This is a genomic window from Kribbella sp. NPDC058693 (assembly GCF_042715335.1).
GTDB classification, from domain to species: domain Bacteria; phylum Actinomycetota; class Actinomycetes; order Propionibacteriales; family Kribbellaceae; genus Kribbella; species Kribbella jiaozuonensis.
In genome coordinates this window covers 652,813-673,748 of sequence record NZ_JBHXSQ010000003.1, presented here as the reverse complement: position 1 = coordinate 673,748, position 20,936 = coordinate 652,813, and the positions used below count along the sequence as shown (strand labels likewise).

Here is a 20,936-nt window from a genome sequence, read left to right as displayed (position 1 = left end):
AACCCCGGATCGGTCGGTACAGGCTCCTGCGGGGTGCCAGACTCCATAGCCATGGACCTGCGCGACCAGTGGAATCGCCTGCTGCCGCACGCCCAGCCGTTGGGCGACGACCTGCTGGCTCGTTACGCAGAGCAACATCGCCACTACCACGACCAGCGCCACCTGACCGAGGTGCTGGAGACGATCGACGATCTGGCCGAGTACGCCGACAACGCGGACACGGTCCGGCTGGCGGCCTGGTTCCACGACGCGATCTACGACCCGCAGGCCGACCCCGGTGAGAACGAGGAGGTCTCGGCCCAGCTGGCCGAGCTCGAGCTGGCGGCGTACGGCGTCGAGGCCGCGCGGGTCGAGGAGATCGGCCGCCTGGTCCGGCTGACCGCGAAGCACGACTGCGCGCCGGACGACCGCAACGGAGCCGTGCTCTGCGACGCCGATCTGCGGATCCTGAGCCTGCCGCAGCACCGCTACGACGAGTACGCCGCCGGCATCCGGCAGGAGTACGGGCACATCGCGGACCGGGACTTCGCTCGCGGCCGGATGACGTTCCTGCAGGGCCTGAGCGAGACGCGCCTGTACGCGACACCGAGAGGTCATGAGGAGTGGGAACGACCCGCCCGGGACAACCTGACCCGGGAGGTCGGATCCCTGGGCCCTAGGGCGGCCCGACCGATCGGCGGGCTGATCCCGATCATCTACTTCGGTGCTGCCCTCGGTTCGGTCGTCGCGTCCTCGGTCCTCCTCGGCCGCGGTCTCGGTGCGGCCGCCAAGTGGCCGGCCGACCCCACCGACGCCGGCGGCTTCCCGGTCTGGGCTCCGATCGCCGGTACGGCGGTGGCGGCCGCGCTGACGTGTGCGTGGTTCCGGCGTACGCAGCAGCGGCTGGTGAGCGTTCCGGCGGTCGTCTTCGCGGTTGTCGGTGTAGTCGCGATCGGCTTGTGCTGGTGGCGCTGGCCGGCCGCACAGCCGGGTGCAGCCATGTCGGAGCGCTGGCCGTACCTGATGCTCGCTTCGGTGGCCCTGGTGCTGGCCGGCGCGCTGTTGGCGCTGGCGAGACGGTTGCGCCTCGCACCGCCGTACGCGCAGGCTCCTCCGCGTTGGCTGGGCGTCGGCGCGACCGCGATCTGCGGTGCGCTGCTGGCGTGGGTCGTCGTGTCGGCCGGTGAGCCGTTCGTGCAGGCCCGGCTGGAGACCGCGAACACAGTCAGTACGACGACCACGATCGAGCCGACCCAACTGCCCGTGCAACTCGACGGGACGCTGGCGTGGAGCCGTGAGGTCCCAGCGACCGGTGCGATCACGGGTACGGCGGGTGGAGTCGCCGAACTGCGGTCCGACGGCGTGGTGATGTCCGACGCGGCCACTGGCCAGATCCGCTGGCGTTACTCGCGTGCCGACGTACAGGACGCCGCGTCGGGTGGCGCGAAGGGTCTGCTGGTGTCGGCGGACACGAGGACGATCGCCGCACATCTCCCGCACTCGGCGTACCGCGAGCCCGCTGGTATCGACCTTCCGACGTACGCCGTACTGGATGCGGTGAGCGGGAAGGTGCTGACCGAGGTTCACACCGACGGTACGGCGCTGGCGGTCGACGAGAACCAGCTGCTCGTGGCTGAAGGCAACTACGTCGTCGCGCACGGCGTCAGCAGCCCGACGCATTGGCGCGCGCAGGTGCGCTGCAACGTGACCCAGGGCGAGCTGATCGGCGACCAGGCGGTCGTCGTGGACGCGTGTGCCGGGAACAGCGCCGTCGTACGCGGACTGGACCTCAAGACCGGCGCTCAGCGCTGGGAGGTCGACCTGGGTGCGCGGATCGACCTGAGTGCTGAGCTGGACCCGTCCACCTGGGTCGGGGACCTGGTCGCCGTACCGGACACCCGTGAGGTGTCGGGGCTGATCTGGACCGGCGCGGCCGGCGGGACGCTGTACCAGTGGAGCGTCGACGTCGGCGAGGGCCGCATCATCTGGACCACGCCCGTGCCGGGTACGCCGCGACCGCGGCTCGGCTCGTCGTCGTGTGACGCGCAGCTGGCGGCAACGCATGCGTCACTGGTACTGGTGACGTGCCGGACCGGGAACGACCCCGGCCAGCCGCAGACGTACGACGTGTCGTCGTCGAGCCCTGCTGATGGCACGCCGCAGTGGCACCACCTCTTGCAGGTGCCGCCGAAGCTGCAGCAACCGGAGTACCCGCGGAACGGGTTCGGACTGCTGCCGGACGGGCGCGTGGTCACGCTGATGCCGCAGCCGAACGGGAGCTGCTCCCCCGTCATGATCGGCACCACCGGTGTGCAGCCCCGACCGATCCTGCCGAGCGTCAACGCCCAGCCGGTCGCGAAGTCCGAAGAGGTCACCTGCAACAAACCGGCGGTCACTGTGGCCGCCGCCCGACCAGTCTTCTCCGACGGCACCCGGCTCTTCGCGCTCAACTAGGGAATTACTTTGCCGTCGGCACGGTTCTTATCTACCGTGATCCGCATGTCCTACGTGGTTTCCGAGTTCGACCTGTCAGGCAAGGGCCTGACGGGCGCTCCCACGTGGGCGTTGTCAGTCGATTCAGCCACCGGCACTCGAAGCTGACCCTCCTCCTGCTGCGCAGGACCCGCGGAGGAGGGTGGCCTGAGACCGGCCCCCTCCACGCGGTGACAGCACTGGAGGGCTTGCCGGAGGGTCCTGGCTCTCATCGAATCCTCTGACATACAAGGGAAAACTCATGGCCAAGAGCCAGTTCGTGCGGACCAAGCCGCACCTCAACATCGGCACGATGGGTCACGTCGACCACGGCAAGACCACGCTGACCGCCGCGATCACCAAGGTGCTCGCGGAGCGCGACCCGAGTGTCAACCGCTTCGTCGCCTTCGACGGGATCGACCGTGCGCCGGAGGAGATCCAGCGCGGGATCACGATCAACATCTCGCACGTCGAGTACGAGACCGCGACCCGTCACTACGCGCATGTCGACATGCCCGGGCACGCCGACTACGTGAAGAACATGATCACCGGCGCCGCGCAGGTGGACGCCGCGATCCTGGTCGTCTCCGCACAGGACGGCGCCATGCCGCAGACGCGGGAGCACGTGCTGCTCGCGCGCCGGGTGGGCGTGCCGTACCTGGTGGTCGCACTGAACAAGGCGGACACCGTCGACGACCCCGAGCTGCTCGACCTGGTCGAGCTGGAGGTCCGTGAGCTCCTGTCGGAGTACGGCTTCCCGGGTGACGACGTACCGGTCGTACGCGTGTCCGGTCTGAAGGCGCTGGAAGGCGACCCGAAGTGGACCGCCGCGATCGGTGAGCTGCTGGACGCAGTCGACAGCTACGTGCCGGTGCCGGACCGTGAGCTGGGCGAGCCGTTCCTGATGCCGATCGAGAACGTGCTCACCATCAGCGGCCGCGGCACAGTGGTCACCGGTGCGGTCGAGCGCGGTTCGCTGAAGCTCGGCGACGCGGTCGAGGTCGTCGGCCTCGGTCCGACCGTCACCAGTACGGCGATCGGTATGGAGACGTTCGGCAAGTCGCTGGAGTCCGCGGACGCGGGCGACAACGCGGCGGTGCTGCTGCGTGGCGTAAAGCGCGACGAGGTCCGTCGCGGCCAGGTGGTGGCGTTGCCGGGCAGCGTGCAGCCGCACCGGAAGTTCCGGGCGACCCTGCACGCACTGTCCACGGCCGAGGGTGGTCGGCACACCCCGTTCGCCGCGGACTACCGCCCACAGTTCTACTTCCGTACGACGGACGTGTCGGGCGGCATCGACCTCGGTGAGATCACCCTGGTGATGCCCGGCGACACGATCGACCTCGGCGTGGAGCTGGAGAAGCCGATCGCGATGAACGTCGGCCTCGGATTCGCGGTCCGCGAAGGCGGCCACACCGTAGCCGCCGGCACCGTGACCGAACTGCTCGACTGAACAACGAACGGCCCCCGATCTACTCGGTCGGGGGCCGTTTCCTGTGCCGGAGTCCCGCCGCGGTGATCCGGCGGACCAGCTCCCGGCTGGAGACCGGTACGGCGCCGGCGGCGACGAGGTCGTCGTACTTGTCGCTGGGTACGTCGTAGTGGTCGCGGTCGAAGCCGCGGGACGGGATGCCTGCTGCCTTCGCGAACGCGTGGAGCTCCTCGTAGGACTCGTCGCTGACCAGGTGGGACCAGACTCTGTCCCAGGCCGGCCAGGCGGGTGGGTCGATGAGGATCATTCGCGGGCGTCCTGGGCGTCGAGCAGGTTGCGCCAGGAGCGGACGAACCGGGAGTTCACGTACGCCTTCGTCCACGAGCCGTCCTGGCGGACCGACGTACCGACGTGGAACCGGCGTACGCCGCTCTGGAACAGCCACGGGACATGCTCCGGCTGCAGACCGCCTCCGGCCATCATCACGCCGGCTACAGCTGGGTCCTCCTTGGCCAGCTTGCACAGGTCGTCCAGCCCGTGGCTGACGCCGATCGAAGAGCCGGCCGTCAGGACGCAGTCCAGTCCGGGCAGTGTGCGGAGCGCAGTCCACGCCCGCTGCTGCTCGAGCACTGCGTCGATAGCGCGGTGGAACGTCCACGGCGTACCGGCGAACGTGCTGGTCAGCGCAGGCACCGACTCGACGTCCACCTGGTTGTCCGGGGTCAGGAAGCCCAGCACGAAGCCGTCCGCTCCGGCAGACAGGTAGGACTGCGCCATGGCGGTCAGCCGGTTCAGCTCGGCGCCGTTGGTGGTGAACGAGTTCTCCAGCCGCAGCATGACCCGCAACGGCAGATCGGTGACCCGCCGGATCGCACTGACCGTGGACACCGACGGGCACAGCCCGTCTGCCTCCATCGAGGCGCACAGCTCCAGCCGGTCCGCCCCACCCTCCTGCGCCGCCTCCGCGTCCGCCGGATGCAACGCGATGATCTCCAGCAACGAACCCATGCGGGCCATCATCTCCCATATTGCTGTTGCACTCTCCGACGACCTTCTGTATCGTTTTTCTAGATCGATTTAGAAGAACGATACAGAAGAGGTGAGGGAGATGGCCGGAGTGACGCTGAAGACGGTGGCCAAGGCCGTCGGCGTGTCGCCGTCGACCGTCTCCAACGCGTACAACAAGCCCGACCAGCTCTCCACCGCGCTCCGCGAGCGGATCCTGGCCACCGCCCACGAGCTCGGGTACGCCGGACCGGACGCCTCGGCCCGCGCTCTACGGAGCGGCAAGGCCGGTGCGGTCGGGGTGCTCTTCACGGACAAACTGGCCTACGCCTTCTCGGACCCGTACGCGGTCGGCTTCCTGGCCGGGCTCGCCGAGGTCGCGGAGGAGTTCGCCACCAGCCTGCTGCTGATGCCGCTCAGTTCGACCGACATCGCCGGCGGGAGCAACGCAGTACAGCAGGCAGCCATCGACGCGGCGGCGATCTTCTGCGTACCGGGCGGGCATCCAGCGCTCGACATCCTCGCCAACCGCGGGATCCCTGCCGTCTCGACCGATCGGGGCGACCACCCGGACCTGTCCTGGGTCGCGATCGACGAGGTGGAGGCGGCCGCGCAGCTGGGCGAGCACCTGGCCCGGCTCGGTCACCGCGACGTCGTCGTACTCGTCGACAACGCCCAGGCCGCCGGCGGCCACCCGGTCGAGCTGACGCTCGACGAGGTCGGGTACACCGACTGCGAGCTGCGGATCCGCGGCCTGCAGAAGACGATGCCGGACGCGCGGCTGCGCATCGTCTCGGGCGGGCACAACGCGTTCGCGTCCGGAGTGCGAGGCGCGGAGTACGTGCTCGACTCGCAGGACCGGCCGACCGCGATCGTCGGACTGAGCGACGTCCAGGCGCTCGGCGCGATGGAAGCGATGAAGGTCCGGGGCCTCACCCCGGGTCGCGATCTGACCCTGGCCGGGTTCGACGACATCCCGGCCGCGGAACCTGCCGGACTGACCACGGTCCGCCAGCCGATCAAGGACAAAGGACGCCGGGTCGGACGGATCCTACTGGACCCGTCATCCACCGAGCGCCAAGTACTGATGCCGACGCAGCTGATCGTCCGCTCCAGCAGCGGACCGGCTCCGAAGCGCTGACAACTCCACACACCTCCCTGGAACCGACCGGTTCCCGGGCTGATCAAACACGCTCTCAGGAGGGAGCAGAACCATGACGTACTTCATCCCCGGCAACACCGCGGTCGAAAACGCCCGCAACCTAGCCCAGTCCGCTCTTCCGAACGCTCCCCAGGAGGAGTACGACGAACCCCGCCGCCCCCTGGCGATCCGCACCCGGCTGAGCGCCGTACTGCGAACCGCAGCCCGGCACGAACTGCGGCTGGCGGACCGGATCGACCCGACCTGCTCAACCGCCCTCGGCTGATCTACCCTCCAAACCCCACGTCCTGCAAAGGCCGTGGGGTTTGGTCTGCTGGTGGGTCTGCCCCCGCGTGCTACGCAGGCGCTTTCTTCGTCGCTACGCTCCTCAGCGCACCCGCTCCACACGCACCCACCCACCCCCGGCTCATCGCCGTGCATCCTTTCCGGCTACCGCCGGACGTGGCTCGCTGGCGCTCGCGGTCGACTACGAAGGTGGTCCCGCCGACTCGCTCCTCCGGAGGCGACTGCCACGCCCCGGCTACGCGAGCTCCTTCGTCGCACGCTACGCCGGTGCTCTCGACGGATCAGGCGGAACTACCTAGGTCAAGTGGCCGAGCGGGGCGACTGCGATGCCGGCTCGTTCGCACACCCAGTGGGGGTCCGGGCCGAGCTCTGGTTCTATCCGGAGCTCGTGGTCGTGGAGGTCGTCGCACGCGGTGCAGCGTGGCCAGCGGACTCCGGAGTCGACCAGGCGATCTTGCACGTCCTGCGCGACCAGCCCGGCGATGTGCTCGGCGCCGTCAGGCCACTGGTCCAGCCACCACTGACGACCGGCAACGGCGTCCTCCAGCAGCGACACCATCACCGCATCGTCAAAGCCCCGCGCGGCGAGGTCGTGCAGCACCATCGCCCGCGCAGTCAGCAACACCCCTGGCTCGTTCATCGCCCTTCAGGGTGCCAGACAACACCGACAAAACCCCATCACAGGATCTCCGAAGCCCAGCAGCTCGGCGTCGCGGTTGACCACGATCCGGGGCGCAGCGGGCAGGCCGACGTGCGCCAACCGGTCCGCGAGGTCCCCGATGAGGCCCACCGCCACAGCTCGGCGCTACAGACCCGCGTAGCCGATCGCGATCAAGCCGACGACTCCACCTTGAGAGCGCCTGCGTAGCGCGCGACGAAGGAGCTCGCGTAGCCGGCGCGTGGCAGCTACCTCCGGCCGAGCGAGTCGGCGGGATCACCTCGGCAGTCGACCGCGAGCGGCAGCTCGCAACTCGCCGGCGGTAGCCGGCCACGTCCGGCGATAGCCGGCCACGTCCGGCGATAGCCGGCCACGTCCGGCGATAGCCGGAAGACCCGGCGATAGCCGGATGGGGATGCACGGCGCTGAGCCGGGGGTGGGCGGGGTGCGTGCGGAGCGGGCGCGCTGAGGAGCATCGCGACGAAGAAAGCGCCTGCGGAGCACGCGGGGGAACACCTCCGGGTAATACCTGATTGCCCTACATGTAGCCAGGCTACTATTGTCTGTCTACATGAAGGCTTTGATGGTGCTCCGGGTGACGGCTGGGCTGCATGCCGTAGCGATCTGTCTGCAGCCGGTATTCGCGGGGATCTATCTCGACGGCTCGCCGAGCGGAATGCGGATGCACGAGCCCACCGGTCTGGCGATCGTCTTCCTCGGCCTGGCGCAGTTGCTGATAGCAACAATCTGGTGGCGTACCGGCGGACGCCCAACGGCCGCGATCATGAGCCTGCTCATCTTCGTCGGCGAAGTCGTGCAAGTCTCGATGGGCTGCAGCCGCCAGCTAGCGATCCACATCCCGCTCGGCATCGCGCTAGTCGCCGGAACCGTCGCCCTCGCGATCTGGATCAATCGTCAGCGGGTCCGCAGCCAGCACGACGACCGTCAAGAGGTGGCCGCATGACCGCCACCCTCGAGCAGCCGACGAAGGTACGCCGTCCGCGCGCGGCCCTCCAGCTGCTGCGCATCACTCTCGTCTTGCACGCCGCGCTGATAGTCGCCCAGCCGATCGCCGCCGGCTACTTCCTCGCCGGCAACGTCGACGCGATGACCGACATCCACGCGACCATCGGCGGATCCGTCTGGATAGTCGCGTTCCTCCAGACGATCGTCGCCGCGTGCTACACGATCGCGGGCCACGGTCGACTCTGGCCGACCATCACCTCCGCAGCACTCGTCATCGCGGAGTTCGTCCAGCTCACCTTCGGGTACGCGCAGAACTTCGCCGTACACGTCCCGCTCGGCACCGCCATCGTCACCGCCGTCGTCTGGATGACGGTCTGGTCGTTCCGTTCCACTGCACGCCTGAGTCGCCGGGAGGCCAAGCGATGAAGATGTCCCGCCGGGGGTTCCTGGCGGCCAGCGCCGGTGCCGCAGCCGTCACGCTCACCAGCTGCGGCCAGGAAGCCAAGCCCGCACAAGCCGGAGAACTCCTGCGCAGCAAGGCGAAACTCCCCGCGCCGTTCCAGGTCCCGCTCCCGATCCCGCCGGTCAAGAAGCCGATCCGTTCGGACGCCAAGGCCGACTACTACCGGGTCGTCCAGCGCAAGGCGAGTCTCGAGATCCTCCCCGGCCTAAAGACCGAAGTGATGGGGTACGACGGCCTGTTCCCCGGGCCGACCTTCGACGTACGCAGCGGTCGCACGACCGTCGTCGAGCAGGTCAACGAGCTCGACGTGTCGACCGTCGTACACCTCCACGGCGGCCACACTCCGGCGCCGAGCGACGGCTGGCCGCTGGACTTCATCATGCCGACGAGCGGCGAGCACGGCGACCATCACATGATGGGCGGCGGCGACATGACGATGGGCCGTCGTACGTACACGTACCCGAATACCCAGCGCGCGGCGACGCTCTGGTACCACGACCACACGATGGACTACACCGGACCACAGGTCTATCGCGGGCTGTTCGGTCTGCACCTCATCCGCGACGACGAGGAGGACAACCTCCCGCTGCCGAACGGCGATCGCGAGATCCCGCTCGTTATCGCGGACCGCGCGTTCAACGCCGACGGCTCGTTCCTGTACCCGGCCGCGAAGGACGACCCCGGCGTCGAATCCGCATACATGGAAGGGGTGCTCGCGGACGTCACGCTGGTCAACGGCGCGCCCTGGCCGGTGCATGAGGTCGACGCCGTCCGCTACCGCTTCCGCATTCTCAACGCCAGCAACGCCCGCAGGTACGAACTTGCCTTCAGCAGCGGACCGGCGAAGTTCGTCCAGATCGGCAGTGACGGCGGCCTGCTCGACGTGCCGGTCGAACACCAGACGATCGTGATCGCGCCGGCCGAGCGGTTCGACGTGATCGTGGACTTCTCGCAGTACCAGCCGGGCGACGAGGTCACGCTCGTCAACAAGCTCGACAACAACGCCAACGTCATGCGCTTCAAGGTCGCCCGCAAGGCCGTTGACGAGAGCAACGTCCCGGCCAGGCTCTCGTCGTACGCCGTGACGCCGCGGCCGACCGGTGTCGTACGGCGCGAGTGGCGCTTCCGGCGCGGTGGCGGCCACTCGGGGTGGACGATCAACGGGAAGGCGTTCGATCCCGCGGTGATGCAGGCGCAGGTGAAGCTAGATCAGTACGAGATCTGGACGTTCGTCACCGACGTACACCACCCGGTGCATGTCCACCTCGCGCCGTTCCAGGTGCTCAGCCGAGGCGGCAAGGCCAAGCTCGCAGAGTTCGACCACGGCTGGAAGGACACCATCGACATCCGCCCCGCCGAGGTCGTCGAGGTACTCGTCAAGTTCACCGCCCACAAAGGCAAGTACCTGATCCACTGCCACAACCTCGAACACGAGGACATGGCCATGATGGCCGCGTTCGAAACGATCTAGGTACGCCGCAACCGCACCGCGAGCGCGACCGTGAATCCCCAGCCGATGACGACCGCGAGCCGCTGGAACAACCCGCCGACCGCAACCAACCCGGCCGTCTGGTTGAAGCCGGCACTGGCAAGAAAGAAGCAGACCAGAAACGCCGTTGCACTGAGCAATGAATACGCCAACCACCTCCGGCCGTTGCCGCGGGAAAGCACCAGCTGGGCAACGAACAGCGCCAGGAAGGCCGGCAGCGAGAAGCCGTCGTGCAGTGCGCCGGAGGCGGTGTAGTCCGACGTCGCCGGCGTACCGAGCGGGAAGCCACTCACCGGATCCGTCGTGAACAGGCCCGCGCCGAGCAGCCCCAGGCCCCACACACCGATCAGCACGGCCCCCACGCGATACCCGGACCGCCAGACACCAACAGAAAACGCCATCGTCAACACCCCGGCGACGAGGAAGTTCACGACCTGGACCCAGCCGCCGGCGCCGAGAGCCAGCGAGCTGACCGGATGCCGAAGTACGTCGTACCCAGCGCCCTTGAACACGCCCTCGAGCAGGAACACGACCACGAAGAGTGGGCCGGCCACCAGACCGCAGGCCAGGAGCCGATCAGTCAGGCTCTGACGCTCGACGACCACCGGCGCAGACATCAGCGCGTTCCCGCCGCTAGCGCTTCGGTGGCCCGACCGCGGAGAGCAATAAGGTCTACACCGGCGGCTTCGAGGGCCCGGGCGACGCGGCCACGTTCAGTGGCGAGCAGGCCGACCAGGATGCGCATCGGGCCGATGCGGCCGCCGCCCAGTTTCGGTGCGGCGTCCATCGCACGGTGCAGCAGGAGTTTGGTCGACTCGCCGATGTGCGGGTCGCGGCCTCGTTCAGGTGTTGCTTCTGGCAACAGTCCCATCCGGACCGCGATCCCGGCGACGGCCAGGCTCTGCTCCCATTCGCGGTTCAGGGCGGTCCGGATCGCGTCCTCGGTCAACCCCACCTCGGCCAGCAACTGCGCGGCCGCGGTGTCGTGTTGCCCGGCGAGCGCGAGCAGCACGTGCTCGGCCTCGATCGTCCGGGAGCCGTCGCGGCGGGCCTCGGCGCGGGCCGACCGCACCAGGATCGAGCGAACATCGGTCGACATCAGCGCCTCCTCAGGGCAACGCCGGCGGCGAGCAGCCGCCGGGCATGTTTCTTGTGCACGGCCTGCCGGGTGACCCCCAGCACCTCGGCCACCTCGGCCCAGCTCCAGCCGGACCGCATCGCGCGCTCCACCTGGCTGTCCTCCAGCCGGTCGGCCAGCCGACGCAACGCCACCACCGCAGCCAGCCCGGCCGCAGGGTCCTCGGGATCCACCAACTCGGTCATGTAAGCAACTTAGGTTGACAACACGGAACTGTCAACCAAGGTTGCTAAGACTCCCCCTTGACCAGCCCCGCACAGCGTTCCTATAGTCAACACATCGGTTGATCAAAGGAATGGTTGATAAACATGACAGTTGATGATGATCAGCTCGACCGGTCGTTCGCGGCACTCGCCGACCCGGTCCGGCGGGCGATGATCGCGCGGCTGTCGCGCGGACCGGCCACAGTGAACGAGCTGGCCGAACCGTTCCCGATCACCAAGCAGGCGGTGTCGCGGCACATCCAGGTGCTCGAGGCCGCCGGGCTGATCACCAGGACGCGGGACGGCCAGCGCCGCCCGTGCCACCTGGTCCCGGCAGCCCTCGAAGCACTGACGAGCTGGATCGACAACTACCGGCTCGAGACCGAACGCCGCTTCCGCCGGATGGAAGCCCTACTGAAGGAGCACGAAGCATGACTGGCACTGTCATCAACACCCCGGCCGGCACCCCGTTCGTCGAAGTCACCCGGGAGTTCGCCGCCACGCCGGCCCAGCTGTTCAGGATCATGACCGACCGCGACCTGGTGGCCGACTGGCTCGGCCCGCGCGATCTCGACGCGACCATCGAGGAGTACGACGTACGCCCCGGCGGCACGTACCGCTACATCCACCGCGACGACTCCGGTGAGTACGCGTTCCGCGGCGTCTTCCACTCCGTCGAGCAGGACAAGCTGATCATCCAGACCTTCGAGTGGGAAGGCGCGCCGGGCCAGGTCTGCATCGAGAAGATGACGCTCGAGCCGACCGACAGCGGCGTACGGCTGCACCAGCAGTCGGTGTTCCCGTCGGTCGACGCCCGCGACCAGTCGATCGAGTACGGCATGGAGAGCGGCATCAACGACTCGATGGACCGCCTCGCCGAACTGCTCGCGAAGGAGAGCTGACTGATGAGCCAGGTCGTTGTGGACATCTCGGTCTCACTGGACGGATACGTCACCGGGCCCAACGTGGGACTCGAGAACGGGCTCGGTGACGGCGGAATGGCCTTGCACGACTGGGTCTTCCACGGCACCGACGCGGACCGCGCCGTACTGGACGCCTCCTTCGAGACGACCGGTGCGGTGATCCAGGGCCGGAACCTGTTCGACATCATCGACGCCCCCGGTGGATGGAGCGAGGAGATGGGGTACGGCGCGAAGCCGACCGGCGAGGTGAATCCGCCGGTGTTCGTGGTCACCCACACGCCGCCGGAGAAGACTCGTCTGGGCGACCGGTTCCGGTTCGTGTCCACCCCGTCGGACGCAGTCGCCCAAGGGCTGGAAGTTGCCGGCAGCAAGGATGTTGTCGTGATGGGCGGTGGACAGATCTGCCATCAGGTGCTCGCGGCCGGGCTCGCCGACGTACTGCGGTTGCACCTGGCGCCCCTCGTACTCGGCGACGGGACCCGGCTGTTCCCGGCCGGCGCCGCGCCGGGTTACGCGCTGGAGCTGAGCGACGCTGTCTCGACACCGTCGGCGCAACACCTGACGTATCGGGTGGTGAAGTAGCCATGGGCAACGTTATTGCGACCGCGGCGGTCTCGCTGGACGGGTTCGTCGCGGACATCGAGGATGCGGTCGGGCCGCTGTTCGACTGGTACAACAACGGGCCGGTCGAGGTCTACGGGTCCGACCCGGGACGGCCGTTCCACCTCAGCCGGGCGAGCGCCGACTACATCAACGCGTCCTGGCCGAACGTCCGCTCGTGTGTGATCGGACGCCGGCTGTTCGACATCACCAACGGCTGGAACGGCGTACCCGCCGTCGGCGAGCACGTCTTCGTCGTCACCCACGAACCGCCGACCGACTGGCCGTTCCCGGACGCGCCGTTCACGTTCGTCAACGGCATCGAGGAGGCGATCATGCAGGCCCGCGAGTACGCCGGCGACCACGACATCAGCGTCACCGGCGGCAACCTCACCGGCCAGGCACTTGCCGCCGGCCTCGTCGACGAGATCGCCTACAACCTCGTGCCGGCCCTCCTCGGCACCGGCATCAAGTTCTTCGGCGACTACCTCGGCCCCGAGATCCTCCTCGACAACCCCCGCGTAGTAGAAGGCAACCGAGTCACCCACCTCCACTACCGCGTCATCCGGTGAGTCGCGGGTGGTCGGCGATGACGGTGCGGGAGCCGGGTTCGACCTCGGTGAAGCCGGCGTCCTGGACCACGGGGAGGCCGCTTCGTAGGAGGCGCTTCCACTGCGCGGGGGTCGCCGTACGGACGGCCAGCGCGAAGTCCGCCGCCTCCCACTCCTTGCGAGCTTCGTCCGAGAGATCCCACCAGGCGAGTTGGGCCGCGTGACCGCATTGCGCCATCGCCTTGCCGCTCGACATCTCCAAGGCCGGGTTGACCCAGAGGAGGGGTACGCCGGGCACGAGCGGCGGTAGAGCGGCTGAGTCCTCGAAGTCGGTGCCGCTCACCTGCAGATTGGCGAGCTCCGGCGGTACGGCGTCCACCGCCGTCGGCGGGAAGACCCGCACCTCGGCGACATTCGCCGGCTCCTCCGCACCCGCTCCACTCCCCAGCACGGTGATCCCCGGCACGCCCGTCGCACGCCGCCACTCCGCGCCGCGGGAGCGCTTGACGATCTTGCGGATCCGGTCGTCCTGCCAGGCGCCCATCGCCGACGCCCACTCGCCCTCGCCGTACGACCGCTCGTCGGCCAGGATCGCCAGCACCGCACGAGCCGCCGTCTCCAGCGCATCGGTCTGCGCGGGCCGCGCATTCTTCTCGACTCGCACCACGAGAGTCAGCACTTGTTCCACGCCGCGAGTCTGCCAGGGCTGTAGGTTGGCTCCATGCAGCAGTACCTGGATCTTCTTCGGCATGTGTTGGACAACGGGGCGGAGAAGGGCGACCGGACCGGGACGGGCACGTTGAGTGTGTTCGGCTACCAGTCGCGGTACGACCTCAGCCAGGGTTTCCCGGCGGTGACGACGAAGAAGCTGCATCTGCGCTCGGTGATCGGGGAACTGATCTGGTTCCTCAGCGGCTCCACGAACATCAAGTGGCTGCACGAGAACAACATCTCGATCTGGGACGAGTGGGCCGACGCGGACGGCGAACTCGGCCCGGTCTACGGCTATCAGTGGCGCTCCTGGCCGACGCCGGACGGGCGGCACGTCGACCAGATCGCGAAGCTGATCGAGTCGATCAAGAACAACCCGGACTCGCGGCGCCACATCGTCAGCGCGTGGAACGTGGCCGACGTGGACGACATGGCGTTGCCGCCGTGTCACACCATGTTCCAGTTCTACGTCGCGGACGGCCGGCTGTCCTGCCAGCTGTACCAGCGGTCCGCCGACATCTTCCTCGGCGTGCCGTTCAACATCGCGTCGTACGCGCTGCTCACGCACATGGTCGCGCAGCAGACCGGGCTCGAGGTCGGCGACTTCGTCCACACGCTCGGCGACGCGCACCTGTACCTGAACCACCTCGACCAGGCCCGCCTGCAGCTCACCCGCGAGCCGCGGCCGCTGCCCACACTGCAGCTCAACAAGCGCGACTCGATCGACGGGTACGAGATCGCCGACGTCGAGCTGGTCGGCTACGACCCGCACCCCGGCATCAAGGCGCCCATCGCCGTATGAGCGTCATCCTCATCGCCGCGGTCGGCCGCAACGGTGTGATCGGGCGGGACAACGACCTGCCCTTCCGGATCCGTGAGGACCTGCAACGGTTCAAGCAGCTCACGCTCGGCCACACGCTCGTCATGGGCCGCAAGACCTACGACTCGATCGGCCGCCCGCTCCCGGGCCGCCGTACCGTCGTCGTCACCCGCCAACCCGACTGGTCCGCCGACGGCGTCGCCGTGGCCCACTCCCTCGACGAAGCCCTGCAGTACGACGGCACGCTGTACGTCGCCGGCGGCGGCGAGATCTATCGCCAGGCGCTCCACCACGCGCACGCCCTCGAACTCACCGAGGTCGACCAGTCTCCCGACGGCGACGTTACGTTCCCGGAGATCAGCCGGGCAGACTGGACAGAAACCACCCGTGACCCCCGCGACGGCTACTGCTTCGTTAGTTACCGCCGCAGCTAACAACGAGTAGGCAACAGGCCCACCACGGGGACCTGGAACCGACTAGATTGTGTGCGCGTCACGGAGGTGACAGGGCGCGGGCGCGGGGACGCCTCGCGGAGGCCACCGGAGGGGAACGACGATGACCGAAGCAGATAACACCGCAGGTGCGGCGGCGGCACAGCCGGCTGCTGCACCGCTCCAGCCGCCGACGGCCACCGCGCCGGGGCTGATACTGACCGCGCCGCCGCCGTCACAGCCTGTTGCCGAGACTGCCGCGCCGAGCATGGCGCCCGCGGTCGACGCCGCCGCCCTGCCGGGGCTCGACGCGAAGGTCGACACGTTCCTGACCTCGCTGATGGCGGCCGAGCCGCGGTCGCCGGAGTTCGCGGCGAAGGCGAGCGACGTCCGCAGCATGGGCGACGTCGACATCCGCGCCGCGGCCGAGAGCTCGAACCGGTTGCTGCAGCAGCCGGTCAAGGCGCTGCAGAGCGGCGGCCTGTCGGAGGGTTCGACCGTCGGCAAGACGCTGCTCGAACTGCGTCGTACCGTCGAGGACCTGGACCCGAAGGAAGCGACCGGGCCGAAGAAGCTGCTCGGGATGATCCCGTTCGGCGACAAGATCGAGGACTACTTCCGCAAGTACCAGAGCGCGCAGACCCACCTCGAGGGCATCCTGCACAGCCTGCGCAACGGCCAGGACGAGCTCGGCAAGGACAACGCCGCGCTGAACCTGGAGAAGCAGAACCTCTGGGACGCGATGACCCGGCTGAACCAGTACGTGTACGTCGCCGAGCGCCTCGACGCGCGCCTCTCCGCGGCGATCGCGGAACTCGACGCGACGAACCCGGACAAGGCGAAGGCGTTCCGCGAGGACGTGCTGTTCTACGTCCGGCAGAAGCACCAGGACATCCTGACCCAGCTGGCCGTGTCGATCCAGAACTACCTGGCCATCGACATCGTGATCAAGAACAACATCGAGCTGATCAAGGGCGTCGACCGCGCGTCGACCACCACGGTCTCGGCGCTGCGTACGGCGGTCATCGTCGCGCAGGCCCTGGGCAACCAGAAGCTCGTGCTGGACCAGATCACCGCGCTGAACACGACCACCAGCGGCATGATCGAGCGCACCTCGCAGATGCTGCGTGACAACTCGGTGGCGATCCAGCAGCAGGCCGCGTCGGCGACGATCGGGCTGCCGCAACTGCAGGCCGCGTTCGCGAACATCTACGCGACCATGGACGCGATCGACACGTTCAAGGTCGAGGCCCTCGACAACATGGCCGCCACCATCGGCACGCTGGAGACCGAGGTGACCAAGTCCCGCAGCTACCTGGACCGGGTCGCCCAACAGAACCAGCAGGTCGTGCACGGCAGCCTCGACCTGAACCTGGGTCGCTGATTCCGGCGTCGGCCGGTGGACGGGAAACTGCATGGCAATCGGTGACTTCTTCGCGCGGCTGACCGGCCGCAAGCAGGAAGCGCCCGAACCTGCCGCGGTCCCCCGTCCGCCGACCACCGACGACCTGCTCGCGTCCCTGGTCCGCGTCGAGCAGTTGGTTGCCAACGGCGCCGTACCGGCCGTGGTCGCGTCGCGGGTCGGGCGGGTGGTCCGCGTCGTACGGGAGACGATCCCGCGGCTCGGCAACCTCGGCGGCAGCGCACAGGCGTACTCCGTGATGGCGACGGCGACCGACTACCTGCCGGAGGCGATCGGCGGGTACCTGCGCCTGCCGCGGCAATGGGCGGACACCCGGCCGGTCGACCGGGGCAAGACGTCGCTGATGATCCTGATCGATCAGTTGGACCTCTTGGCCGCGACGATGGACAAGGTGTTCGACGCGGTGAACCGGGCCGACGCGGCGGCGCTGATCGCCCACGGCAGGTTCCTGCAGGAGAAGTTCGGCACCGGCTCCACCGGCGGAGCCCTGGCCCTCGGCCCGACCGAGTCGACGCCGCCACCGGACCTCGGGTCCGGACCACTGGCACCACCACCTGGACGAGGAGGGTCATGAGCACCGCGGGGGGATTACAGGACGCGCTGTCCGGCCTGCTCACGGTCGCGACTCGGGCCGGCATCGCGGAAGATGCGGCGCGGGGTGAGGCGCTCTCACTCGCCGCTGCTCTGGCCGAGTCGGCGCCGGGCGCGCCCGCAGACTGGGCGAAGGCCGTGCCTGGTGGGACGACACAGGACTTCTTCGACGCGGCGGTCCGCGGACGACGCTGGCGAGGCGCACCGACGGCGGTGCTCACCGAGCTGATCGCCAACAGCTCTCCGGAGAAGGCGGCGTACGCCGAAGCGCTGGCCGAGATCGCCTCCGCAGCCTGCACGCTGGGCGAGCCGACCATGCGGGTCGTCGGAAACGCGTCGGTCGCAGCTGCCGCGCAACTGCAGGCGGCCGGCGCCCGCCAACTGCAGGTGGGTGCCATCACCCCACCAGCTGATGCATCCCACGCACCCCAAGCCGCACCCGCCCCGGCGGCCTCGGCGGAGGCGGTGGAAGCGGCTGAGCCGGCGAAGACTGTGGAGGAGCTGCTGGCTGAGCTCGACGAGCTGACGGGGTTGGCTCGTGTGAAGCAGGAAGTGCATCGCCAGGTCGCCGTACTGCGGGTTGAGAAGTTGCGGACCGAGGCGGGACTCAAAAGCCCGACCATCACCCGCCACCTGGTGTTCGTAGGCAATCCGGGGACTGGGAAGACAACCGTCGCGCGGCTGGTCAGCGGGATCTACAAGGCACTCGGCCTGCTCTCCAAGGGCCAGCTGATCGAGGTCGACCGTTCGGAGCTCGTCGCCGGCTACCTAGGACAGACCGCGACGAAGACCGCCGAGGTGGTCGCATCCGCGGCCGGCGGTGTGCTGTTCATCGACGAGGCGTACAGCCTGACCGCGGGCGACACCGGCGCCGACCAGTACGGGCGGGAAGCCGTCGACACGCTGGTCAAGGAGATGGAGGACCGGCGCGACGACCTGGTCGTGATCGTCGCCGGGTACCCCCAGCCGATGGAGGCGTTCATCGCCGCGAACCCGGGTCTGGCCAGCCGGTTCCGGACCACGATCGAGTTCGAGAACTACACCGACGACGAGCTGACCGACATCCTCACCGGGCTCGCCGAAGCGTCCGACTACGAGCTCGTACCCGAGTCACTGGACAAGTTCCGGGAGATCCTGGTCGCGACTCCGCGCGACAGCTCGTTCGGCAACGGGCGATTCGCCCGCAACGTGCTGGAGGCCGCGATCGGCCGGCACGCCTGGCGCCTGCGTGACGTGACGGCACCGACAACGGACCAACTGCGTCAGATCCTCGCCGAAGACCTCACCGACGAGCAGATCGAGGACGAAGACCAAGGAGATCAGGCGTGACCCAAACCCAGAGTGCGCCCCCCGCGACTTGGTCGCCGCCCGCCCCACCCACGGGTACGGCGCAACCCGCCGCCCAGGCACCGAGCCGCCGTAACGCGATCGCCCAATGGTTCCAGGGCACCCCGGGCCGCATGCGCGCCTTCCTGATCCTGGCCGCGGTGGTCAGCATCCTGTTCGGCATCGCCGCCGCCCAGGGCCACGCCCAGTCGAACGGCGCGCTCGAACGCGCCGAAGCGAACGCCGCCCAGCTGGTCCGGATCCAGGGGATCCACACCAACCTGGTCAGCGCCAACGCCGACGCCACGAACGCCTTCCTGGTCGGCGGTCTCGAACCGCCGGTGCAGCGCCAGCACTTCGTCGACTCGATGGCCGCGGCCGCCCGGCTGATCTCCGAGGCCTCGACCGCCCAGCCCGCCGACCAGAACGTCCTCGGCCAGCTGAACACCACCCTCATCACCTACAACGGCCTGATCGAGCAGGCCCGCGCGAACAACCGCCAGGGCCTGCCGATCGGATCGCAGTACCTCAGGGACGCGAACTCCGTACTCCAGGACGACTCGCTTCCGCTGGTGAACGCGCTGGTCCAGGCGAACGAGAAGCGGGTGGACGACGAGTTCAGCGGGGTCGGACGCGGGACGATCTGGGTCCTCGTCGGCGGACTGCTGACGCTGGCGGTCTTCGTGATCACGCTGCGCTGGCTGGCCCGGCGTACGCATCGCTATCTGAACATCCCGATCGTGGTCGGTGCCGCGCTCGTCCTGATCGTCACGATCCTGGGCGGCGTCTCGCTCTCGTCGGCCTCGAGTGCCGCATCCGACACCCGGTCGGACGCGTACGCGAAGACGCTCGCGTTGTCGACGGCCCGGATCGCGGCGTACGACGCCCGCTCGAACGAGAGCCTGACCCTGATCGCCCGCGGCTCCGGCGACGCCTTCGACAAGGCGTTCAACACCGCGTCTGCCACGGTCGACGACCAACTCGGCAAGTCATCGGGTACGACGGATGGTCTGCAGGGCCTCTGGTCCGATTACAAGAAGGTCCATGGCGAGGTGCGCAAGCAGGACACCAGTGGCAACTGGGACGAGGCCGTGAACATAGCCGTCGGTACGTCGAAGTCCGAGAACAACTCGGTCGACACCTTCAAGGCGTTCGACACCCAGTCGGCCGACCAACTCCAGTCCACCAGCGACGACGTCTCCAACAAACTGTCCGACGCCCGAAGCAGCATCCGCTTCTTCGGCTGGCTAGGCCTCCCGATCGGCATCCTCGCCGCCCTACTAGTCGCCTGGGGCATGTCCCAGCGCCTGGAGGAGTACCGATGAAAAAGCTGATCCCACTCGCCGTAGCAACCGCCCTCCTCCTCACCGCCTGCGGCTCCGGCAACTACGCCGCCACCCAACTCCCCGCCGAGCCGGCACCGACGCAGGCGTCGACGGCGCCGTCGACCACCGCCCCGTGCAGCAAAGTCGGAGAGCTGGAGTCATACGCACCGAACGTGAACACGCCTGCACCTGGTGGCGTGATGCCCGCCGGCAGCTACATGGCGAAGATCAAGGATCGCGGCCGGCTGATCGCGGGGGTTTCGGCGGACAGCCTGCACCTCGGATCCCGGAATCCTCTGACCGGGAAGATCGAGGGCTTCGACATCGACATGATCAACATGGTCGCCGACGCGATCTTCGGCGCGCCTGCGCCGGGTCAGCCGCACAAAGTCGAGCTACGGGTGATCTCCAGCCCGCAACGCATCCCGGTGCTGCAGAGCGGTCAGGTCGACATCGTCGCCCGGAACATGACGATCAACTGCGCCCGCTGGCAGCAGATCGCGTTCTCCGCCGAGTACTACCGCTCCGGTCAGAAGACCCTGGTCCAGCGCGATTCCCTGGCCAAGAGCACGGAGGACCTGGACAACCAGACCATCTGCGCTCCGGCCGGGTCGACCAGTCTCGACAACCTGAAGAAGAAGAACCCGGCGGTCAAGCCGATCACGGCCGACTCGGACACCGGTTGCCTGGTGCTGTTCCAGCAGGGCAAGGCGCAAGGGATCAGCGGTGACGACACCGTGCTGGCCGGCGACGCCGCGCAGGACCCGTACGCCAAGATCCTGCCGGAGCGGTTCAGCGACGAGCCCTACGGCCTCGGCATCAAGAAGGAGAACGTGGACTTCGTCCGGTTCGTCAACGCCGCGCTCGCGCAGATGAAGACCCCCGGCCCGACGGGCGTCAGCGCATGGATGAAGTCGTACAACACGTGGCTCGGTCCTGACCTGGGGCCGTTGACGGCTCCGCCGACGCCCGAATACGGCCGGTGA

Annotated in this window: 25 protein-coding genes; 18 read left to right on the top strand and 7 right to left on the bottom strand. The window is 68.3% G+C overall.

The features are described 5' to 3' along the window. Positions 1-51 precede the first annotated feature (51 nt). Entirely contained in the window at positions 52-2,433 is a 2,382-nt protein-coding gene (locus tag ACFWUU_RS21195; RefSeq protein WP_380177421.1) for a hypothetical protein, read from the top strand. A 280-nt stretch (positions 2,434-2,713) separates the two neighbouring features. Next, positions 2,714-3,901 (top strand): elongation factor Tu, encoded by a 1,188-nt coding sequence (tuf, locus tag ACFWUU_RS21190; RefSeq protein WP_134107448.1) that lies wholly within the window; start codon positions 2,714-2,716, stop codon positions 3,899-3,901. Between the two features lie 19 nt (positions 3,902-3,920). Here the strand turns inward: tuf and ACFWUU_RS21185 are convergent, their stop codons facing one another. Together ACFWUU_RS21185 and ACFWUU_RS21180 are read right to left on the bottom strand one after the other, a co-directional pair. Further along, entirely contained in the window at positions 3,921-4,187 is a 267-nt protein-coding gene (locus ACFWUU_RS21185; protein WP_380177419.1) for a DUF4031 domain-containing protein, read from the bottom strand. After that, positions 4,184-4,888: a copper homeostasis protein CutC gene (locus ACFWUU_RS21180; RefSeq protein WP_380177417.1), complete on the bottom strand. Its 705-nt coding sequence runs from the start codon at positions 4,886-4,888 to the stop codon at positions 4,184-4,186. The genes ACFWUU_RS21185 and ACFWUU_RS21180 overlap by 4 nt, the downstream gene beginning before the upstream one ends. Positions 4,889-4,988: 100 nt before the next feature. Between ACFWUU_RS21180 and ACFWUU_RS21175 the strand changes: the two genes are divergently transcribed. Further along, positions 4,989-6,026 (top strand): LacI family DNA-binding transcriptional regulator, encoded by a 1,038-nt coding sequence (locus ACFWUU_RS21175; RefSeq protein WP_137258799.1) that lies wholly within the window; start codon positions 4,989-4,991, stop codon positions 6,024-6,026. Positions 6,027-6,099: 73 nt separating this feature from the next. Beyond that, a complete protein-coding gene (locus ACFWUU_RS21170; RefSeq protein WP_137258798.1) occupies positions 6,100-6,312 on the top strand; it encodes a hypothetical protein in 213 nt (70 codons plus the stop codon). Between the two features lie 315 nt (positions 6,313-6,627). Here the strand turns inward: ACFWUU_RS21170 and ACFWUU_RS21165 are convergent, their stop codons facing one another. Next, positions 6,628-6,972, bottom strand: a complete 345-nt coding sequence (locus tag ACFWUU_RS21165) for a hypothetical protein (RefSeq protein ID WP_130441164.1) — start codon at positions 6,970-6,972, stop codon at positions 6,628-6,630. 589 nt (positions 6,973-7,561) lie between these two features. On the opposite strand from ACFWUU_RS21165, the gene ACFWUU_RS21160 reads away from it, so the two are divergent. Genes ACFWUU_RS21160 through ACFWUU_RS21150 form a run of 3 tightly spaced genes read left to right on the top strand, consistent with a single transcriptional unit; the run spans position 7,562 to position 9,890 of the window. Continuing rightward, positions 7,562-7,954 carry a hypothetical protein gene (locus ACFWUU_RS21160; protein ID WP_380177415.1) on the top strand — a complete coding sequence of 131 codons (393 nt, stop codon included), beginning with the start codon at positions 7,562-7,564 and terminating at the stop codon, positions 7,952-7,954. Further along, positions 7,951-8,382, top strand: a complete 432-nt coding sequence (locus tag ACFWUU_RS21155) for a hypothetical protein (protein WP_380177413.1) — start codon at positions 7,951-7,953, stop codon at positions 8,380-8,382. The genes ACFWUU_RS21160 and ACFWUU_RS21155 overlap by 4 nt, the downstream gene beginning before the upstream one ends. Beyond that, complete coding sequence (locus ACFWUU_RS21150; RefSeq protein ID WP_380177411.1) at positions 8,379-9,890, top strand: multicopper oxidase family protein; 1,512 nt, start codon at positions 8,379-8,381, stop codon at positions 9,888-9,890. The genes ACFWUU_RS21155 and ACFWUU_RS21150 overlap by 4 nt, the downstream gene beginning before the upstream one ends. Here ACFWUU_RS21150 and ACFWUU_RS21145 read toward each other — a convergent pair. Genes ACFWUU_RS21145 through ACFWUU_RS21135 form a run of 3 tightly spaced genes read right to left on the bottom strand, consistent with a single transcriptional unit; the run spans position 9,887 to position 11,231 of the window. Continuing rightward, complete coding sequence (locus ACFWUU_RS21145) at positions 9,887-10,525, bottom strand: DUF998 domain-containing protein (RefSeq protein WP_380177409.1); 639 nt, start codon at positions 10,523-10,525, stop codon at positions 9,887-9,889. The genes ACFWUU_RS21150 and ACFWUU_RS21145 overlap by 4 nt on opposite strands. Continuing rightward, positions 10,525-11,007, bottom strand: coding sequence for a Clp protease N-terminal domain-containing protein (locus ACFWUU_RS21140; protein ID WP_380177407.1), 483 nt, complete (start codon positions 11,005-11,007; stop codon positions 10,525-10,527). Before ACFWUU_RS21140 ends, ACFWUU_RS21145 begins: the two co-directional genes overlap by 1 nt. Then, positions 11,007-11,231 carry a hypothetical protein gene (locus ACFWUU_RS21135; protein WP_130441176.1) on the bottom strand — a complete coding sequence of 75 codons (225 nt, stop codon included), beginning with the start codon at positions 11,229-11,231 and terminating at the stop codon, positions 11,007-11,009. The genes ACFWUU_RS21140 and ACFWUU_RS21135 overlap by 1 nt, the downstream gene beginning before the upstream one ends. Positions 11,232-11,354: 123 nt before the next feature. Between ACFWUU_RS21135 and ACFWUU_RS21130 the strand changes: the two genes are divergently transcribed. From ACFWUU_RS21130 to ACFWUU_RS21115, 4 genes are read left to right on the top strand one after another with little or no spacing between them, the layout of a single operon-like run. Next, positions 11,355-11,684 (top strand): ArsR/SmtB family transcription factor, encoded by a 330-nt coding sequence (locus ACFWUU_RS21130; protein ID WP_380177405.1) that lies wholly within the window; start codon positions 11,355-11,357, stop codon positions 11,682-11,684. After that, the gene (locus ACFWUU_RS21125; protein WP_137258792.1) at positions 11,681-12,151 is read left to right on the top strand and encodes an SRPBCC domain-containing protein; all 471 of its coding nucleotides are present in this window, start codon (positions 11,681-11,683) and stop codon (positions 12,149-12,151) included. Before ACFWUU_RS21130 ends, ACFWUU_RS21125 begins: the two co-directional genes overlap by 4 nt. A gap of 3 nt (positions 12,152-12,154) precedes the next feature. Continuing rightward, on the top strand, positions 12,155-12,754 hold the full coding sequence (locus tag ACFWUU_RS21120; RefSeq protein ID WP_380177403.1) for a dihydrofolate reductase family protein: 600 nt from the start codon (positions 12,155-12,157) through the stop codon (positions 12,752-12,754). Positions 12,755-12,756: 2 nt separating this feature from the next. After that, on the top strand, positions 12,757-13,344 hold the full coding sequence (locus ACFWUU_RS21115; RefSeq protein ID WP_380177401.1) for a dihydrofolate reductase family protein: 588 nt from the start codon (positions 12,757-12,759) through the stop codon (positions 13,342-13,344). On the opposite strand, the gene ACFWUU_RS21110 is transcribed toward ACFWUU_RS21115, so the two are convergent. Further along, positions 13,334-14,011, bottom strand: a complete 678-nt coding sequence (locus ACFWUU_RS21110; RefSeq protein WP_380177399.1) for a peptidyl-tRNA hydrolase — start codon at positions 14,009-14,011, stop codon at positions 13,334-13,336. The two genes, ACFWUU_RS21115 and ACFWUU_RS21110, sit on opposite strands and share 11 nt — an antisense overlap. Before the next feature lie 33 nt (positions 14,012-14,044). Between ACFWUU_RS21110 and ACFWUU_RS21105 the strand changes: the two genes are divergently transcribed. The 7 genes from ACFWUU_RS21105 (at position 14,045) to ACFWUU_RS21075 (ending at position 20,936) form a co-directional block, all read left to right on the top strand. Beyond that, complete coding sequence (locus ACFWUU_RS21105) at positions 14,045-14,836, top strand: thymidylate synthase (RefSeq protein WP_137258788.1); 792 nt, start codon at positions 14,045-14,047, stop codon at positions 14,834-14,836. Further along, positions 14,833-15,288 (top strand): dihydrofolate reductase, encoded by a 456-nt coding sequence (locus tag ACFWUU_RS21100; RefSeq protein WP_380177397.1) that lies wholly within the window; start codon positions 14,833-14,835, stop codon positions 15,286-15,288. The genes ACFWUU_RS21105 and ACFWUU_RS21100 overlap by 4 nt, the downstream gene beginning before the upstream one ends. A 121-nt stretch (positions 15,289-15,409) precedes the next feature. Then, complete coding sequence (locus ACFWUU_RS21095; protein WP_380177395.1) at positions 15,410-16,669, top strand: toxic anion resistance protein; 1,260 nt, start codon at positions 15,410-15,412, stop codon at positions 16,667-16,669. Positions 16,670-16,700: 31 nt separating this feature from the next. Continuing rightward, entirely contained in the window at positions 16,701-17,282 is a 582-nt protein-coding gene (locus ACFWUU_RS21090; RefSeq protein WP_137258785.1) for a hypothetical protein, read from the top strand. After that, positions 17,279-18,628 carry an AAA family ATPase gene (locus ACFWUU_RS21085; protein WP_380177393.1) on the top strand — a complete coding sequence of 450 codons (1,350 nt, stop codon included), beginning with the start codon at positions 17,279-17,281 and terminating at the stop codon, positions 18,626-18,628. The genes ACFWUU_RS21090 and ACFWUU_RS21085 overlap by 4 nt, the downstream gene beginning before the upstream one ends. After that, complete coding sequence (locus ACFWUU_RS21080; protein WP_380177391.1) at positions 18,625-19,950, top strand: hypothetical protein; 1,326 nt, start codon at positions 18,625-18,627, stop codon at positions 19,948-19,950. Before ACFWUU_RS21085 ends, ACFWUU_RS21080 begins: the two co-directional genes overlap by 4 nt. After that, a complete protein-coding gene (locus ACFWUU_RS21075; RefSeq protein ID WP_380177389.1) occupies positions 19,947-20,936 on the top strand; it encodes a transporter substrate-binding domain-containing protein in 990 nt (329 codons plus the stop codon). The genes ACFWUU_RS21080 and ACFWUU_RS21075 overlap by 4 nt, the downstream gene beginning before the upstream one ends.

Bases quoted from the DNA above. Each gene is read 5' to 3' on its own strand.
- ACFWUU_RS21195 (WP_380177421.1), top strand. From the start codon at position 52: ATGGACCTGCGCGACCAGTGGAATCGCCTGCTGCCGCACGCCCAGCCG.
- tuf (WP_134107448.1), top strand. From the start codon at position 2,714: ATGGCCAAGAGCCAGTTCGTGCGGACCAAGCCGCACCTCAACATCGGC.
- ACFWUU_RS21185 (WP_380177419.1), bottom strand. From the start codon at position 4,187: ATGATCCTCATCGACCCACCCGCCTGGCCGGCCTGGGACAGAGTCTGG.
- ACFWUU_RS21180 (WP_380177417.1), bottom strand. From the start codon at position 4,888: ATGGGTTCGTTGCTGGAGATCATCGCGTTGCATCCGGCGGACGCGGAG.
- ACFWUU_RS21175 (WP_137258799.1), top strand. From the start codon at position 4,989: ATGGCCGGAGTGACGCTGAAGACGGTGGCCAAGGCCGTCGGCGTGTCG.
- ACFWUU_RS21170 (WP_137258798.1), top strand. From the start codon at position 6,100: ATGACGTACTTCATCCCCGGCAACACCGCGGTCGAAAACGCCCGCAAC.
- ACFWUU_RS21165 (WP_130441164.1), bottom strand. From the start codon at position 6,972: ATGAACGAGCCAGGGGTGTTGCTGACTGCGCGGGCGATGGTGCTGCAC.
- ACFWUU_RS21160 (WP_380177415.1), top strand. From the start codon at position 7,562: ATGAAGGCTTTGATGGTGCTCCGGGTGACGGCTGGGCTGCATGCCGTA.
- ACFWUU_RS21155 (WP_380177413.1), top strand. From the start codon at position 7,951: ATGACCGCCACCCTCGAGCAGCCGACGAAGGTACGCCGTCCGCGCGCG.
- ACFWUU_RS21150 (WP_380177411.1), top strand. From the start codon at position 8,379: ATGAAGATGTCCCGCCGGGGGTTCCTGGCGGCCAGCGCCGGTGCCGCA.
- ACFWUU_RS21145 (WP_380177409.1), bottom strand. From the start codon at position 10,525: ATGTCTGCGCCGGTGGTCGTCGAGCGTCAGAGCCTGACTGATCGGCTC.
- ACFWUU_RS21140 (WP_380177407.1), bottom strand. From the start codon at position 11,007: ATGTCGACCGATGTTCGCTCGATCCTGGTGCGGTCGGCCCGCGCCGAG.
- ACFWUU_RS21135 (WP_130441176.1), bottom strand. From the start codon at position 11,231: ATGACCGAGTTGGTGGATCCCGAGGACCCTGCGGCCGGGCTGGCTGCG.
- ACFWUU_RS21130 (WP_380177405.1), top strand. From the start codon at position 11,355: ATGACAGTTGATGATGATCAGCTCGACCGGTCGTTCGCGGCACTCGCC.
- ACFWUU_RS21125 (WP_137258792.1), top strand. From the start codon at position 11,681: ATGACTGGCACTGTCATCAACACCCCGGCCGGCACCCCGTTCGTCGAA.
- ACFWUU_RS21120 (WP_380177403.1), top strand. From the start codon at position 12,155: ATGAGCCAGGTCGTTGTGGACATCTCGGTCTCACTGGACGGATACGTC.
- ACFWUU_RS21115 (WP_380177401.1), top strand. From the start codon at position 12,757: ATGGGCAACGTTATTGCGACCGCGGCGGTCTCGCTGGACGGGTTCGTC.
- ACFWUU_RS21105 (WP_137258788.1), top strand. From the start codon at position 14,045: ATGCAGCAGTACCTGGATCTTCTTCGGCATGTGTTGGACAACGGGGCG.
- ACFWUU_RS21100 (WP_380177397.1), top strand. From the start codon at position 14,833: ATGAGCGTCATCCTCATCGCCGCGGTCGGCCGCAACGGTGTGATCGGG.
- ACFWUU_RS21095 (WP_380177395.1), top strand. From the start codon at position 15,410: ATGACCGAAGCAGATAACACCGCAGGTGCGGCGGCGGCACAGCCGGCT.
- ACFWUU_RS21090 (WP_137258785.1), top strand. From the start codon at position 16,701: ATGGCAATCGGTGACTTCTTCGCGCGGCTGACCGGCCGCAAGCAGGAA.
- ACFWUU_RS21085 (WP_380177393.1), top strand. From the start codon at position 17,279: ATGAGCACCGCGGGGGGATTACAGGACGCGCTGTCCGGCCTGCTCACG.
- ACFWUU_RS21075 (WP_380177389.1), top strand. From the start codon at position 19,947: ATGAAAAAGCTGATCCCACTCGCCGTAGCAACCGCCCTCCTCCTCACC.